Below are 17507 nucleotides of genomic sequence, written 5' to 3' on the forward strand. Positions count from 1 at the left end.
CATCAGGATTCTATATTTATTCAGCAAGCCTTAAAGCGTGAAACCAAGAATTAACAAGTTTTTTTGATTGAGTTTAGTTGTTCTAGATATAAACCAAACTATACTATACTATTCAAAAAATTTTGTAATTGCATAATAATCTTATAGCACTGGCTTAAAATGGTTGACTAGCAAATAGCATAATGCTTTTACAAAATCAGGTTTTAGTTGCAGAAGTTCACAGGGACTCTTCTTGTTTAGTAAGTCTTCTGGCTTTGCCAAATTAGTCTAAACTCCAGTGAAAAAAAATAGGCGATCGCTGATGCAAAGCGCAGTATTTTATGTCAGCTCTAGCAGCCGAAATTGCATAAAAAATTAACTAACAGTTACTTAACTTTGGTATGCAATACATATAATTTATTTGTGTAAATCCTGTTAATCTTGACAAGTATTCTAAAGGAATTCTATAAACCGATAATTTTTTTTTACCCAGAACTATTTAGGTAGAAGGTAAATAGTTGTGAAACAGACTTTAATAGTAAACTTAGAGAATAATCTTTAAGATTTATCTGTTTTGGTAGATTTGAGTTTGATATATAATTCTTCATTATGTTTTTGCTAAATTCCAGATGTTGAGAACAGAAAAAAGCAACTTTTAAACTTTTATCTACTAATTTTATATACAGCAGATTCGGTGATTGATGTGGTAAAGTTGACAGGGTTATTTCAGTTATCAGTTATCAGTTAGCCTCCTATGGTCGTAACTACGTTAACAGTTATCAGTGCCTCCAAGTAAACCATTGGGATAATAATGAACCAAGTTACAGCATATTCCAGGTATATGAAGTACAGGTATTAACAATTAAATTTTTATAGGGTGTACCTCACGCTTGGTGGAATCCGCTGTATATTTTGATTTGTCATTAGCTTGGTTAGCACTCCTTAAATCAGTAGTTTAAAGCGAACAAAAACCCAGATTTGACATTTTTGCATAAAATTAGAAACTATAGGACTACTAGGTTAGGAAAATACAGTAGTCCCTCTTAGTCTAAGTAGATTTCCAAACTCTAATACCAAATTCGTAATTAAGTTGCATATCATCAAATTTTAATCAGAGTTTACTTATAGATAGAAACAGAAATATTTAATTATTTACTCCTATTAACAATCATAATTTTCTCCTAACTTTATTATGTGCAACCTCACATCAAATTTATATCCTCAATTTGAATCATTTTGAATTACCCAATTCCATAAAGGATGAGTTCGTCCTTGATGCTTAATCTGTCGTACTTGTTGTTCTAAACGCTTTTTTTCTTCTGGAGATATACCCCAAAGAATATTTCTACTTTGCCAAACTAAAATAGCAGTAGTAGTACCAAGACACAAACTTAAACCAAGGGTAGGTAGTCTATTATAAGCCAGAGCATAACGTACAGAAACCCAAGTAAAATGCTCTACCCACAAATAAATTTCTCTCCGTAAACTCAAGATACTTAAAGAACCAACACTACTCCAGAGCAACACAACTATTAACCACTTACAATAGACTATTAGTCTGTAAAGTCTTTCTACTTGGATTTGTAAAACTGGCTCATCTTTACACATTTTTAGGATGTTGAAAGAATAAGAAATAAGAAAAAAGAAATATAAGATTTTTTTCTATACTAAAGTAACAGTATAAGTTCCTCTAAATTTTTTTTTAGTAAAAGTCAGTAAAAGTATAAGAGCTAATTTATAAACTTAAGATCATAGGGATTTTAAAACTGATAGACTACAGAAAAAATATAAATATGCTTCAACAATGAATAATTAATAATTAATAATTAATAATTATTAATTAATTATTACCTCTTCTTTTCAAGGAGAGGATTGACTAATCATGAAAATTTTTATTTATTATCCCTTTAAAAGAGGAGGCTTTAAACCAAAATTTTTTGGTAAAGAGTGAAAAATTTACCGAATAATTATTAATTATTTAGGTTAAAAGGCTCCCCTTTCAAGAGGAAAAAAAGAAATAATATTTCCTTGATTTCCTTGTATTCTATTATGTTTCAGTTTTAACCAGAGGTAATTATCAATTATCCATTATCCATTAATAAAAGACCTGATCATTGCGGTCTATATTAAATTAATGAAAACTGCTATAAGAGCTTGAGTTTTTTGCTAGATTTAGGTTTAGCAACTTTTAGTTTATTTACTAGAAAAATTATTCATGACAGCAAGAATAAATAAGCGTTTTCCTGCGGAATATTTCATAAAAAGTTCAGTTTACTGATTAGCTCTAAAAATTTAAAAGTTCTAATTTTCTCTAGTTATCAGTTATATCTAAACAGTATTTTCTTGACCTTCTATTAATTGTGAATTTTCTTCTAAGGGGTTGGGGATAGATTCACCAATTCGCTCGCGCCACCAAGCTAAAAGTGTACTAGCAATAAATATACTAGAGTAAGAACCTGCCACAAAACCAATAATTAAAGCCAAAGCCAAATATTTTAAAGTTTCTCCACCAAATATCAGAATACCAACTAACGGTAATAAAGTAGTCACAGTTGTATTAATTGACCGTGTTAAAGTTTGATTAACAGCATCATCAACTATCCGATTAATTGATTCTCCTGGGTAGCGCTTAATTACTTCTCTAACTCGGTCATAAATTACAACCGTATCATTAACAGAAAATCCAATAATAGTTAGTAAAGCAACTAAAAATAAACTGTCTACTTCTACACCAGCTATTAAACCAAGAATTGAGAAAATGCCAACCGTAACTAATATGTCATGGAAGAGGGCAACAAAAGCAAATACGGCATAGTCTAACTGAAACCTAAAAGTCAGATATACAGTAATACCAAAAAAAGCAACCAGTAACGCTGATAGTCCAGAGGTAAAAATTCGTCGTCCTAAAGTAGGACCAACTGTATCAATTTGAGTAGAGTCTGGGTCAAATTTGCCAAATTCTGTACTTAAAGCTGTGATTAACTGAGTCCGAGTATCAACATCTAAAGTTTTTGTCCGTATGTCAAGAGCTTGTTTCTCTTCTCCGACAATTTGAATACTGGTATTGCCTAAATCTTGATTGCTTGTTATTTCTCTTACAGCACCAACTGTAATAGCTTTATTGCAGTTGTTGGGTATTGTGCAATCTAATTCTAGTTGTAACCGAGTACCGCCAACAAAATCTAAACTTGGACGTAAAGGCGCACCAATATTTGGCCGAGTCCAAGAAATAGCCATAGCAATTAAACCACTAAGTATGATAGACCCGGAAATTGTCCACCAAAGCGATCGCTGTTTAATAACACTTATTTTCATTATTTTTTCTAGGATTTGTATGCATTAATTATATTAAGGGCATCTTTATGGAGAATTTGAATACCGTTAAGATGACAGAGAAAAATTATAGTCAAACGGTCTTCTTTTAACTCTTTAAATAAATTTAGCTATCAGCTTTTCCTGTGGAATGCTGCACAAACAGCATTTATCTATCAGCTAAAAATTCAAAGGTTTAATTCCCTGACTATAGCTAAGAAAGAATTGGTTAGAACATCGACTGATGATGGATTTTACACTAGAAAATGTTTTCCCAACTGTTCTGAGTTAAGTTTTGTCTGCTATATATTTGAAAAAGCGCGTGGTGTCTGTTAATGGGAATCAAAAGTTCTATTATAGAATCTCTAAGGGTATCTTTATACATTTATTTTCTTTTGTACAATCTGAGCGATCGCGTTTCATGTGCCTAGCAAAGCGGAATGGAGTTCTATCGCTCAGACAACTATATTATTTTTAGTTGAATAAAAAATCATAACTATGGGCGAGTAACCCCAGTTAAACTTTATAATATCAGAAAAATTGTGAGGATGCAACGGAAAATCCTTTGACCTGCGTTTTTTTCTGGGTGCTTCAGACAATGAAAATGTTGGTGGTTTTACACGCTAGGAGGGAGGGATGGAAAGATTTAATGATGAGAAATACTTGTTTTTCTGGTAGCTCTCAGACAATGAGAATATTTCTAGTATTGCTCCTGGGTAAAATTCCTGAATATTTCATTCTCTCTCAGTATCGAAAATTGGTTGAATAAAAAGTCATGCGCATGGGCGAGCAACCCCATTTAAACTTTATAATATCAGAAAAATTGTGAGGATGCAACGAAAAATCCTTTGACCTGCGATTTTTTCTGGGTGCTTCAGACAATGAAAATGTTAGTGGTTTTCCATGCTAGGAGGAATGGATGGAAAGATTTAATGATGGGAAGATGGGAAAAACAAGTATTTACTGGTAGCTCTCAGAGAATGAAAATATTTTTAGTATTGCTCCTGGGTAAAATTCCTGAATATTTCATTCTCTCTCAGTATCGAAAATTGGTTGAATAAAAAGTCATGCGCATGGGCGAGTAACCCCATTGAAACTTTAGAATATCACAAAAATTGTGAGGATGCAACGGAAAATCCTTTGACCTGCGATTTTTTCTGGGTGCTTCATGCAATGAAAATGTTGGTGGTTTTACACGCTAGGAGGGAGGGGTGGAAAGATTTAATGATGATCAAAACCAGTATTTCTGAAGCTTCAGACAATGAAAATATTTCTAGTATTGCTCCTGGATAAAATTCCTGAATATTTCATTCTCTCTCAGTATCGAAAATTGGTTGAATAAAAAGTCATGTGCATGGGCGAGCAACCCCATCTAAACTTTAGAATATCACAAAAATTGTGAGGATGCAACGGAAAATCCTTTGACCTGCGATTTTTTCTGGGTGCTTCAGAGAATGAAAATGTTAATGGTTTTCCACCCTAGGAGGAGTGGATGGAAAAATCTGATTTTAATCAGAAAAGTAGGGGATTAAGGGAGGATTTTTCAATCTTTTCGGTGTATTGCCTCTATTCTACTCCCGACTCGTAAGTAAAAAATTTAATCGCGGAAAGATGCCAAATAGCTTCTATCCACCTTGAGAATCTAATACCTAATAACTTAGTGCTAAGTGCTACTTCAAGTAAGATTTTTGAAGTTATTTCAACTCTGGACAAAATAATTCTGTCTTACGGAATTGGGAAAATCCGATCGTCCAAAACATTAAAGTCCGACTACAAGTAAGAGCAGTAAACATACTAATTGCTACACCAATTCCCAAAGTTAGGGCAAAACCTTTTACCAAACCAGTTCCTAAGCAGAATAGTGCGATACAAGCAATCAAAGTTGTAACATTACCATCTAAAATACTAGAAAAAGCCCGATAAAAGCCAGACTCCACAGAACGATATAAAGTTTTGCCAGCTCGTAACTCTTCCCTTGTCCGTTCAAAAATCAAAACATTCGCGTCTACTGCCATACCAATACTCAGGATAAAACCAGCAATTCCTGGCAATGTTAAAGTAACACCGAAGATGGCAAAACTAGCAATGGTAAATAGGGCATAAATAATTAGAGCTACATCAGCAATTATGCCAGGCAACCAATAGTACCAGACCATAAATACTAACACTAAAATTAAGCCACCAATTCCAGCATAGACACTACGCTCAATACTATCTTTCCCTAAAGTTGCCCCAACAGTTCGATTTTCAACTATTTCTACAGACACGGGTAAAGCACCACCCCGCAGTTGTACAGCTAGGTCATTTGCTTGTTCAGGGGTAAATCTACCTTGAATAACTGCATTACCACCAGTAATACCTGTTTCTGCAAATTCAACACTAACAGTAGGAGCGCTTAATAATTTATCATCTAAGAAAATACCGATACTACGTCCAGTTCCCGCTAAATTTTTGGTCAGTTCCGCAAATTTCTGTCCTCCTTCAGAGGTGAAGCGCAAAGCTACGTTCCAATTATTAGATCCAGGAGCTTCTGGTTCCGCTAAAGCATCTCTCAAGTCTTGACCTTTAATAGTTGGTTCTTTGAATAGTTGAGCGATCGCTTGATTTGTTTTTTCGATAGATTCTAAATTTTTATCTATAGCTTCTTGGTCTTCACTATTTTTGAGTAATTCTTGCTCTACTAATAATTGTCTTTGTACTTGATATTCAATTCTTAACTGTTGTTCGGTACCTTGTAGTTGTTCTCGGAAGTCTAGTTGAGCTGTTCCTCCTAAAACCCGTTCTGCTTGTTCGGGGTCATTTACTCCTGGCAGTTGGACTAAAATTTGGTCTTGTCCTAAAGATTGGACTACTGATTCTGATACACCTAGAGCATTGACTCTATTTTCTACTATTTTTAGGACTCCTTCCATTACACGTTCATCAATGGTAGGAATTTCTTCAGAGGTTTGTAATTGAATAGTTAGTTGTGACCCACCTCTGAGGTCTAATCCTAAACGAATCGGAATTTGAGTCAATACTGTAATTGATGCGATAACTAGAACTAAGATTAAAGCTATATAAGAATTTTGTTTACGCATGATTTAACTAGCTAAAAGCAGTATTTAGAGGATTAATATTTTGCTTTTGTTTGTTGGCAATTTTAATTTTTCTGATGTTTTTTGAGAGAACTTCTAAACTCAATACTAATGTCTCAGAGAGTATTTGTAAATCAAATAATAAAGTCTTAAATCCTGATGCCTGGTGGGAATGAAAAACCCAAGATAAAAAGGCGTAGATTAATAGTTGAATTTAATAGTGAGCTGCTGTGATTCGCCTTGACTCACCCAAACGGAACCTTTGTTATTTTTATAGATAGCTTCTGAGAAAATGTTTAGAAGAAAATGTTTAGAAATTTAATATATCTGACTTTTTTTCTACTTTGATATTTAAACTAGCAAATAAATATTTTCTGAATCAGATTTTTGAATTTAAATATAGGTCTTTTAAAATTACTGAGAGACAGTTTTTTTATTCTTTTCCATTACCTTTTTCCCGAATTACTATAATCTGTAATGGGACTTGCTATAGTTCTTAATTATAGTTTTTTCATTATAGTTGTACAGATTAAGTAATCAAAAAATTAGTGGAATTATAGAGAAATAAAAAATCAGATCCGCAAGCTAATTGCTACATATAATCATATTTTATTTGTAATATTTTATAGTAATTATTAAATCAGTAGTCAAAATATAAAATCCTCTCAATTGAGCTTAAATATTCTTAAGTCTCTATCAAAATTATTCCTGATTTATCTTTCTCAAATAAATACAAATACTACTTAAATAACATTTATATCAACGTAAGCATTCAGCACCTCAGCTATCAGATATGTTTTCTTAACTGATTATCACACGCTCAGGAGGAATTAGCCTCCTAGGAGAATTAAAACTTATGCATAACCAAGATACCTTATAACTAACCTTAGTAAGTTTTTATGTTTAAAAGCTGAATGCTGACATACCAACAAAAATTTACAACTTATTAGAGTAATTAAAAAAGCAGAAATAGGACTGAAGTAAGAAACATTAAATTGAGGATTTGATAGTAAGGAAGTAAGCAGGAGAAAATAAGAATCAAGAGTTGATTTGACTCAAAAAAATTAATCAACCTTACTTCCTTTTTCCCTCTTACTTCTTCCTTCAAGCTAAACTTTCATTGCCACCATTTTTTGTACTGCTTCAACAATTTGTTCTGGTTGTACAATTGTTAATCTTTCAAGCGTACCATTATAAGGTGTAGGAATATCTTGAGAAGACAATCGCAGAACAGGTGCATCTAGTTCATCAAATAATCTTTCATTAATTGAGGCAATTAACTCAGCAGCAATGCCACCTGTTTTCATGCACTCTTCAACAATAATTACCCGGTGAGTTTTTCTAATAGAAGTACCAATGGTTTCAAAATCCAGGGGTTTGAGGGATATTAGGTCTATTACTTCTGGATCATAACCTTGTTTTTCCAAAGTTTTTACTGCTTGGGTAACATGATGTCTCATTCGGGAGTAGGTCAAAATAGTAACATCTTTTCCACTCCGTACTAATTCTGCCTTATCTAGAGGTAACAAATACTCTTCTTCTGGTAAGTCTTCTTTTAGATTATAAAGAAGGACGTGCTCAAAAAATAAGACCGGATTTTCATCACGGATAGCTGCCTTAAGTAAACCTTTAGCATTATACGGGGTTGAACAAGCTACTATTTTAAGACCAGGAACAGCTTGAAAATAGGCTTCTAATCTTTGGGAATGCTCTGCACCCAACTGGCGGCCTACACCACCTGGGCCACGAATCACTAATGGAATTTTGAAATTGCCACCAGAAGTATAGCGTAACATTCCAGCATTATTGGCAATTTGGTTGAAGGCCAATAATAAAAAGCCCATATTCATACCTTCAATGATAGGCCGTAATCCAGTCAGAGCTGAACCTATAGCCATTCCTGTAAAGCTATTTTCTGCAATGGGAGTATCAAGGACACGTAGTTCCCCATATTTTTGATAAAGGTCCTTGGTAACTTTGTAGGAGCCTCCATAATGACCCACATCTTCACCAAGAACATATACAGTCGGGTCGTGAGCCATTTCTTCATCAATAGCTGCACCGAGAGCGTTAAATAATAAAGTTTGTGCCATTTAACAGGTTGATTATTATGAATTAGGTCTTGTCTTTACCGAAATATTGTGGTTTAAAGCCTCCCCTTTTAAGGGGATAATAAATAAAAATTTTCCTGTTCGTCAATCCTCTCCTTGAAAAGAAGAGGTAATTCTAAATTCTAAATTCTAAATTCTAAATTCTAAATTCTAAATTCTAAATTCTTGAACCCCTAGGATTTTAGCTCTTAGCTAGTTAAATGTTAATATTATCCTTTTGTTGGGCTATCTAAGCATTTTTTTCACTAATTGCACTTTACTTCTATTTTTTATATCATAAAAAGCTATATTTGTCAAACTAAAATTTAATTACTATAAAAGGAAATATAAATTATATTGTTAACTAAATTTCTCTGGTAGGGGTTGGGTTGTCAAACCCCTAAAGTATAAAAAATTTAACTTGATATTTTTAGCAGTATTTTGAGCAAGGAATTAACTTGTTTAGTGGTTCTGATAGACAAATTTTTATTGAATAGTTTATAAGTTGAATTGATTTTTGTACCAACATAAAAAGAGGTTAGCAGTGGAAATTTCTCTTGATAATTTGTGGAACCAAGTCTTAGAAAGGCTGCAATTAAAGTTAAGCAGACCGACTTTTGAAACCTGGATTAAAACAGCAAATGCTGAACAATTAGAAAATAATTGTTTAGTAATTTGTACTCCTAATCCTTTTGCTCGAAATTGGTTACAGAAATACTATATAAAAACTATTGCTGATGTTGTGCATGATATTCTTGGTTATCCAGTAGAAATTTATTTGACTACTTCTGTAACTGAAAATGGTGAAAAAGACAAATCTGGATTTATTTGGTCTGAAAATAAGACAGTAGATATTCCCGGAGAAAATTTATCTATTCCTAAACCTAAACCAGCAAATCTTAATCCTAAATATATGTTTTCTCGGTTTGTAGTAGGTCCAAATAATCGGATGGCTCATGCAGCTTCTTTAGCAGTGGCGGAATCTCCAGGACAAGAGTTTAATCCTTTATTTTTATGTGGTGGAGTTGGTTTAGGTAAAACTCATTTAATGCAAGCTATTGGTCATTATCGTTTGGATATTTTTCCTAACTCTCAAATATTTTATGTTTCTACAGAAAAGTTTACTAATGATTTGATTGCTGCTATTCGTAAAGATAGTCTGCAAAGTTTTAGAGACCATTATCGAGCTGCAGATGTTTTGTTGGTAGATGATATTCAATTTATTGAAGGTAAAGAATATACTCAGGAAGAATTTTTTCATACTTTTAATACTTTGCATGAAGCTGGTAAACAAGTGGTATTAGCTTCGGATAGACCTCCTAATCAAATTCCTAGTTTACAAGAGCGTCTTTGTTCTCGGTTTTCTATGGGATTAATTGCTGATATTCAAACTCCCGATCTGGAAACTAGGATGGCAATTTTACTGAAAAAGTCTGAGTATGAAAATATGGTTTTGCCTAGGGATGTAATTGAGTATATTGCAACTAGATATCCTTCAAATATTCGGGAGTTGGAGGGTGCTTTGACAAGGGTTGTTACTTATATTTCTATTTCTGGTTTGCCAATGACTGTGGAGAATATTGCTCCTATTTTAAATCCACAAACGGAAAAGTTGGAGGCATCACCAGAGGCGGTTATTAAGGTTGTTTCTGATAATTTTAAAATATCTATTGAGGATTTGAAGGGTAGTTCGAGGAAGCGAGAAATTACTTTGGCAAGACAGGTTGGGATGTATTTGATGCGACAACATACAGATTTGAGTTTGCCAAAAATTGGAGAGGTTTTTGGAGGAAAAGACCACACTACTGTTTTGTATAGTTGTGACAAAATTAGTCAGTTACAAAGTAGTGACTTAAATTTAGCTCAAACAATTCGACAGTTGAGCGATCGGATTAATTTTTCTAGTTATGATTAGTCTTACTAAATCTGGTTTATACAAAAGCTTTATTATGAAGGCAAGGTAGATGGCAGATGGGTTAGAAATAAATTTGAAAAAGGTATTTTTGATAATCTGATTTGGTATTAGTAGAAATACAGCAAATTTCAGAGAATGTTTGTAAAAAAAAATCTTGATGTAGCTCTCTTCCTATCTACTATAGGAGAACACAGCGATAGAAATCCATTCCACTTTGCTATGTATATGAAACGCAATAAAATTCCGCTCTTCTTCGCGATCGTCAAAAATTTTTCACTTTGGAAGGAAAATTTTCTAAATTTCTTGCTAGAAAAGCTTCCTACCTTTCTTATCTTAATATTTACTTTACAAATAATCTCTCAGATTAATGTGGTACAACTGACAGGGTAAATATTTTTTGCTTTTTCAAAATCCTAATTCCGATCTTCCCTACTCTCTACTTCCTAAAATAATGAATACATATACCTCATAACTTCAGAAATTGCTGTAAGAATGAGGGTAGTCCTGCTCGCGTAATGGCGAAGATACATAAGTTTTGTAATTTCTTCCCACACCTCCCACACCTCCCACACCTCCCACACTCTCTCTACCATTACTATGCACCACTACCAGAATGAGAAGATTAGAGGACTAGAGAACAAAAAATGGGCCTTATTGGGATAAAGATATTAAGTTTTGATTTGCAAAAACTGTTTTGCCCTGGGAAAATTTGAGGTACTGATAACTGATAATTGAAATGACCCATAAATAGATTTTTCCACAGGTTTTCCACAGGGTCTTTATTGATAAAATCATTGATATAGTAAAGATTTTTTGAAGTTTTCCACATTTTCCACAGATATTAACTTGAGATTTTATTACTGATATTTTACTCCCATTTGAGAGGTCTAGATTGCTAAAGTTAAGAATGTTAGGATTTCAGTTTGAGGTAAGTTTTGTTCAAAAAACCTCCAGTTCATCATATAAATAACTAAACTCCAATGAAATTAACTTGTACTCAGAGTGACTTAAGTAGTAACCTTTCTCTAGTTAGTCGTGCGGTTCCCTCTCGACCTAATCACCCAGTATTAGCAAATGTTTTATTAACTGCAGATTTAGAAAATCAATGCCTAGAATTAACAGGTTTTGACTTAAGTTTAGGTATTCGTTCCAGTTTTCCAGCAGTTGTCGAAACGGGTGGAACTTTTACTTTACCTGCCAAATTATTTAACGATATTGTGTCGAGACTACCAGACGGTAATATCACTATTGATGATGATGAGGGGGAAGCGATCGCTACTCTTACTTCTACATCTGGACGTTATCAAGTTAGAGGTATGGGAGGGGAGGAATATCCAGAGTTACCAAATGTGGAAGATGGGGAAGTAGTAAATTTACCACCGGAAGCTTTGATTAATGGTTTGAAAGGTACTCTATTTGCTACAAGTCCTGACGAAACCAAACAAGTATTGACAGGAGTAAACTTAAAAGTACAACCAGATGGTTTAGTATTTGCTGCGACTGATGGTCATCGTTTGGCAATAGTGGAGACTGAAAGTTCGACACCGGAGGATGAGGAAGAAACAGAGGAAGTTGAAGAGATTCCAGAGTTTGAAGCAACTATTCCAGCGAAAGCTTTAAGGGAAATTGAACGAATGATTGGGATGGGTAAATCTGGTTCTTCTGTGGCGTTGAGATTTGATGAAGGTCAGGTAATTTTTGAGTTGGGAGAGCAACGTTTAACGAGTAGAAAATTGGAAGGTCAATATCCAGCTTACCAACAATTATTGCCTGATAAGTTTACTAATCAAATTAATGTGGATAGAAAACAATTTTTAGGAGCGGTGGAAAGAATTGCTGTTTTAGCTGACCAGAAAAATAATATTTTGAAGTGTTCTATTGATAGTGTTAATCAGGAGATTTCTTTGTCTGTAGATGCTCAAGATGTGGGGAGTGGGAGAGAGTCTATGGCAGCACAAATTTCTGCTGATGAACCGGAAGAAATTGCTTTTAATGTGAAATATTTGATTGAGGGATTAAAGGCTATTCCTTCAGCTTCGGAGATTTCTATTCAGTTAAATAAGGCTACAACTCCGGTGGTTTTAAATCCTTTGGGTGGATTGAAAATGACTTATTTAATTATGCCTGTTCAGTTGAGAAGTTAGAGGGAAAAGTTTTTATTACATAAAAAAAACAAGCTTAAACATTCAAAACATTTAAGCTTGTTTTTTTATAATTTAATACCCTAATTAGGGTTTGCTGAAAAAGTATGTATGGGTGAGGGTAGGAGTCAGGAGACTCGAGACTCGAGACTGGAGGAGTAATACCATTTTCATAAAATATTGCAGAGCGTGACAGAACAGGTGAAAGGAGATAGGGAACGCCGGAACCAGGAAAGATAAATCGACAAAAAATGGAGGAAAAAACTTTAATTTTAATAATGAATGTAAGCCATAAAGTATTAAACTGTAGTAATAAATCACAAGTTTGAATGTAACAACTTTTTTTGAATTTGGTATAAGAAATTTAGAGGAGGCAGAAGGAAGAATTATCCCTTAATTTTTCTGCCTCGCGTCAACCCTTTCATCCTAACTTTATGTAGCTCTTGCGTAGCAAAAACCTTGTACTTTTTCAAGACCTAAAAATGCTCAAAGCTTTATCTATCAATGCTTTAAAGTTTAATCAGCAAGCCCTAATTAACTTGTCAAAAAATATAGCTAAGAAAGAATTGGTAAAGAGATCGACTAATGATGAATCTTAGACTATAAAATGTTTTTCTAACTATTCCTTATTCCCTGTTCCCTGTTATATCAACAAAAGTCTTGATATTTAATCTTAGTTATCACTCGCTTTCCACCACGATTAAACAATTCTTGCTGAGGTTTCATAATCAAACCTTCTGCCATAAATTGTTTATTTTCTGCTATGCGAGAAGTGAAACCTTTTTTGGCAAATTCTACTGCTTGATCGAGGGAACCAATACCAATTATTGGTACAATTTTAACACCAAGCATTTCTGCTATTTCTTCAATACTATCTCTTGTTAACCACCATTCTCCAATCTTGATATCAAAAAGTATAAAACTAACACTATCTGGTAAATAATTTCCTCCTTTATGAATCCCTTTGCCGTAACCTTCTCCATATAAACAAACTTCTGTTTGTTCTTTAAATACTACACTCATTTTATCTACGGTAAATTTATTTTGTAGCACCTCTAATAATGATGTACGAATTTGAGCATTATTAGTTCTACCTCCAAATTTAACTGACTCGCCATCCCACATAATTCGGATGTTAGTACCGTCTATTTTTTCTGTCCAAATCCAGTCTATATTTTTGAGCAAGTCAAATTCTGGTTTAGCAAATTTACCTAGCAGTAAATTTTTATAATTACTGTCAGGATTTCTCAAAAAAACTGTTTGAATTTTATGGTATTCATTCATTCTTTTATCTTTTATCCTACACAATGTATTTTTATTGTAGTACAAAAATACAAATAGAGTTATCTATGTTAATTAGCTAGAATGAATTTTTAAAATTGCTTTTGCCTATTTGACAGGTTAAAATGTATTTTTTGGGAAGACTTTAGAAATACCTGGGATAATTGAGGAATGCTTTCTTATCTTTTATTATTGGATTTTTTACAACCAAATTAAGATTAGTGTATATAAAATAGTGATTAATTAATAAACAATTTAGATATGGTGAATGAATTAAGAGAAGGTGATAATCTCGCTCGTGTTAACTATGACAGTTTATTTGAACAGATTTTGCAGACATTACCGGAACAAAATCTGTTTAAAATATCGAATGATAGCCAAATTTTAAAGATAAATATTGATGAGATAGCTGCTTCTGTTGCTAAGAAAAAAGTTGAAAATCCTATTAGTGATACTAGGTTTGTTCGTTCTGCAACAATCAATTTTGCTAATGAAAAAAAGTTTGGAGAAAAAATTGGAGAAATCAAAGATTGTCTACAAGAAAATCTCAATTCGGCTTTACAAGAAAAGAATTTAGTTAATTTTATAGAAGGTTTAACTACTAATTTAGAATCTTTTCAGGGAAAAGCAAATCAGTTGGGTTTGTCTTATCCTTTTAATGAGCCATATACAGAATTACAGACGCAAGAGTTAATTTTAGACTCTGATAAAAATGGCAGTGATTCTCTACTAAAGTTTGCTAAATTAACAATTACAGTGCAAAATACTCAACAATTTTCATCTCAGTTAAAAGAAGGTGTTAAAAATCATATATCTGACTTTTGTGAAACTGATGATCGAGATGCTTATGAGATTCTAGAGAGTCAAGTTAATGAGGAATTGTCAGATTTTAATTTATTGCAAAAACTGGCGGATAGAGAAACTTTAGGAAAGCTGAAAAGAGAAGCAATTATTATCTATTTAGAACATATTGAACAAAATATTGACAGTAAAGAGGGAAATAATAAGGGTTTTATTTATCTACAGGATTTAATTCGGCGACTCAGATTAATGGAAGAATATTTAGACGAACAAACTGATGATTTTGAGGTTTATTATGCTGGAGTAACTGTTAACTATAAAGATGTTTTTGCTCGTGGGGAAGCTTTTGATGCTCTGCCAATTATTCCTACTATTGAAGGAAATTTAGGGGAAAGTAGAGATAAAGAAACAGGAAAAGTTCAGTTTACATTGGGTTTAAAACTACAGTTAAATGGCAAGGTACAAAAAGATAGAGGTCAAACTTCTTTTGAGTATAATTTGGATATTATTAATCCAGATGATTCGGAGCATAAAGCAAAACTTGCCGATCCGGATATTCAAAGTCGAGAAAGTTTTGCTAGGAAGGTATTGATTAGGGTTTTTTTATACTATTTTATATTCGCGTGCGATGATTCTAGTGCAGAAAATTATAATCTTGATGACGAACTTAATTATGACCCTATATCTAAGTTTGAGCCGGTATTAATTAAGTTGAAAGGGAATGATGATAATGAAAAAAAGGGAATTTTTAGAGGCATAGTCAGAGGTTTGAATGAACGTGGTGTTCAAGAAAAAGTTGAGAGTCTACGGATACTTTTGAAAAATTTTATAGGCAAAAAGGGAAGGTTGCCAGTATGTAATGAAGATCGTTTCATCACTATTAGTAGGGAAATTTTAAACAGAGATTCAGAGAGTCTTTCTACAGGAGATTTTTTTCAGGAAGATTTGAGAGAAGGAAAGAAAATTTTGAAATATATTTCTATTGATAATAGTAGTGTGAATGTTAATGCTCTATGTCAACTACCAGTGAGTATCAAGATAGAAGATATTCGATATTTTGAAGGAGAGAGTACGCCAGAAAAATTCCAATTTGAATATGACATTGAAGGGATTAAAGTATTGCCTGTGTTTTGGATACCTAATACTAATCCTTGTTTACGCTACTATCAAAAATTTTTTGAGCAAAAATACAAACATATATTACTTTGTTATGATAATCAGCGTTTAAACGAAGACAAAAAAAATCAAGAAAATTTCGACTCTACACAAAGATTTGTTTACCGTTTTACTTGGATATTATTGTCTTATCTTTGTTTGTATATTCTTCTAGATCAATGCCAAAAAGAGACGAGAAAATTATTATTTATGCCAATGCTAAGGCTACATCAGGGAACATCAGAAAATCCATTTCATGCCGAAAAATTTTTGGCTAATCTTTCCAAGTTATTGTGTCATATATTCAGCCAAAAATATCGATGTAATTCTCAAGGTTTCCGGGTCAATAAGCTACCTAGTTCTTTTAATATTAGAAATGGTTTAAATTCTCTATATTCTGTGTTGCCTAAAAAGTTCAGTTTAACGGATAATCCTCAATCCCTAAAACTGGAAAAATTAGCAATTATTATTGTATCGAGTAGAGAGAGCGATGCAAAAAAGGATAATAAAAATTCTCAGGATAGAAAAGTAACTTTAATAGGAGAAGTTGTAGGTGTTGAAAGATTGGAAGATGGAAGTGTAAAAATTCAACCTCTAAGAACTTTTGATAGTAATTACTCTCTCAGAAATATGTATGGAAAACCATCAATTTTAATTCATACTGTAAAAGACCTTTATTCTGAGGGATACCAAGATTTTTTATATGTTGCTCAAGCAATTTACACCAGTACCCTACATATTACTCAGAGAGAAGAAGATGAGGAGCTATATTTTATGTCACCTAGTATTATTAAGGCAATGAAGCAAGGTCAGAAACACATTAAAATATATCCAGTATTTTACGATAAATATTATGTGCGTCCCCTTCAAACTATTAAGACTAATTCTTTATACATTCAAGACACTAAACAGTTAACCAATATTGCTGAAGATAGTAGTCAAGAAGCGGTTGTATTTTTCAATTTGTTTAATGGCATTTTTGTAGGCAATAAGGAGGAACGAATTTATCGTGGTGTGATTTCCTATTCGACTTTATTAGGAAAATTTTATCCTGGAGTTATGGATGATGCTGATATTCGAGAAGCTTTAGTTTTAGATTCTCAGCTTAAAAATGACATTTTACAATATCTGACATTTTTCCACTTTTCACGATTTGAGAGACAAAGCAAAGTTAGTCTAAAATTAGACCCCTACGAAAATATTATTGGTGATGAAGGAGTCGGTGCTTTATCTATATTTCCACACATTACAGAAAAGATAAATTTTAATGGGTTAGCATTTTTGACGGAGGTTAGTAAAATCGTAGATATAGATTTTTAAAAGGAGAAAAGAACGTGGGTTTCCCGATTCAATATTTCGTCGAGACTGAGCATCCTACTATTAGATAAATTTTCAGAAATTAGGATTTTTGAGGAAGGTGAACAAAATGGTAGAGGGAGATTTTTCCAAGGAGAAAAGAACGTGGTTTTGCCGATTCAATATTTCGTCGAGACTGAGCATCCTACTATTAGATAAATTTTCAGAAATTAGGATTTTTGAGGAAGGTGAACAAAATGGTAGAGCGAGATTTTTCCAAGGAGAAAAGAACGTGGTTTTGCCGATTCAATATTTCGTCGAGACTTCCCGATTCTACTATTAGATAAATTTTCAGAAATTAGGATTTTTGAGGAAGGTGAACAAAATGGTAGAGCGAGATTTTTCCAAGGAGAAAAGAACGTGGTTTTGCCGATTCAATATTTCGTCGAGACTTCCCGAT

11 protein-coding genes are annotated in these 17507 nt (G+C 33.1%); 5 read left to right on the top strand and 6 right to left on the bottom strand.

Features of this window, described 5'->3' with window-relative positions; genetic code table 11:
* Nucleotides 1-1200: 1200 nt before the first annotated feature.
* Together F6K40_RS19800 and secF are read right to left on the bottom strand one after the other, a co-directional pair.
* Nucleotides 1201-1587, bottom strand: a complete 387-nt coding sequence (locus F6K40_RS19800; RefSeq protein ID WP_293138822.1) for a hypothetical protein — start codon at nt 1585-1587, stop codon at nt 1201-1203.
* A gap of 720 nt (nt 1588-2307) precedes the next feature.
* The gene (gene secF / locus F6K40_RS19805) at nt 2308-3294 is read right to left on the bottom strand and encodes a protein translocase subunit SecF (RefSeq protein WP_293138823.1); all 987 of its coding nucleotides are present in this window, start codon (nt 3292-3294) and stop codon (nt 2308-2310) included.
* Nucleotides 3295-4172: 878 nt separating this feature from the next.
* On the opposite strand from secF, the gene F6K40_RS19810 reads away from it, so the two are divergent.
* Entirely contained in the window at nt 4173-4352 is a 180-nt protein-coding gene (locus F6K40_RS19810) for a hypothetical protein (protein ID WP_293138824.1), read from the top strand.
* Nucleotides 4345-4584 carry a hypothetical protein gene (locus tag F6K40_RS19815; RefSeq protein WP_293138825.1) on the top strand — a complete coding sequence of 80 codons (240 nt, stop codon included), beginning with the start codon at nt 4345-4347 and terminating at the stop codon, nt 4582-4584. The genes F6K40_RS19810 and F6K40_RS19815 overlap by 8 nt, the downstream gene beginning before the upstream one ends.
* Nucleotides 4585-4985: 401 nt before the next feature.
* Here the strand turns inward: F6K40_RS19815 and secD are convergent, their stop codons facing one another.
* A complete protein-coding gene (gene secD / locus F6K40_RS19820) occupies nt 4986-6371 on the bottom strand; it encodes a protein translocase subunit SecD (protein ID WP_293138826.1) in 1386 nt (461 codons plus the stop codon).
* Between the two features lie 1106 nt (nt 6372-7477).
* Nucleotides 7478-8461, bottom strand: a complete 984-nt coding sequence (locus F6K40_RS19825; protein ID WP_293138827.1) for an alpha-ketoacid dehydrogenase subunit beta — start codon at nt 8459-8461, stop codon at nt 7478-7480.
* 541 nt (nt 8462-9002) lie between these two features.
* Here F6K40_RS19825 and dnaA point away from each other — a divergent pair.
* Nucleotides 9003-10373 (top strand): chromosomal replication initiator protein DnaA, encoded by a 1371-nt coding sequence (gene dnaA, locus F6K40_RS19830; protein ID WP_293138828.1) that lies wholly within the window; start codon nt 9003-9005, stop codon nt 10371-10373.
* A 443-nt stretch (nt 10374-10816) separates the two neighbouring features.
* Here the strand turns inward: dnaA and F6K40_RS19835 are convergent, their stop codons facing one another.
* Nucleotides 10817-10966, bottom strand: coding sequence for a hypothetical protein (locus F6K40_RS19835; protein ID WP_293138829.1), 150 nt, complete (start codon nt 10964-10966; stop codon nt 10817-10819).
* 387 nt (nt 10967-11353) lie between these two features.
* On the opposite strand from F6K40_RS19835, the gene dnaN reads away from it, so the two are divergent.
* Complete coding sequence (gene dnaN, locus F6K40_RS19840; protein WP_293138830.1) at nt 11354-12517, top strand: DNA polymerase III subunit beta; 1164 nt, start codon at nt 11354-11356, stop codon at nt 12515-12517.
* A gap of 645 nt (nt 12518-13162) precedes the next feature.
* Here dnaN and F6K40_RS19845 read toward each other — a convergent pair.
* Complete coding sequence (locus F6K40_RS19845) at nt 13163-13798, bottom strand: RNA ligase family protein (protein WP_293138831.1); 636 nt, start codon at nt 13796-13798, stop codon at nt 13163-13165.
* A gap of 258 nt (nt 13799-14056) precedes the next feature.
* Between F6K40_RS19845 and F6K40_RS19850 the strand changes: the two genes are divergently transcribed.
* Entirely contained in the window at nt 14057-17071 is a 3015-nt protein-coding gene (locus F6K40_RS19850; protein WP_293138832.1) for a hypothetical protein, read from the top strand.
* The last annotated feature ends 436 nt before the right edge of the window (nt 17072-17507 follow it).

It is taken from the genome of Okeania sp. SIO3I5 (genome assembly GCF_010672085.1).
Taxonomy (GTDB): Bacteria; Cyanobacteriota; Cyanobacteriia; order Cyanobacteriales; family Microcoleaceae; genus Trichodesmium.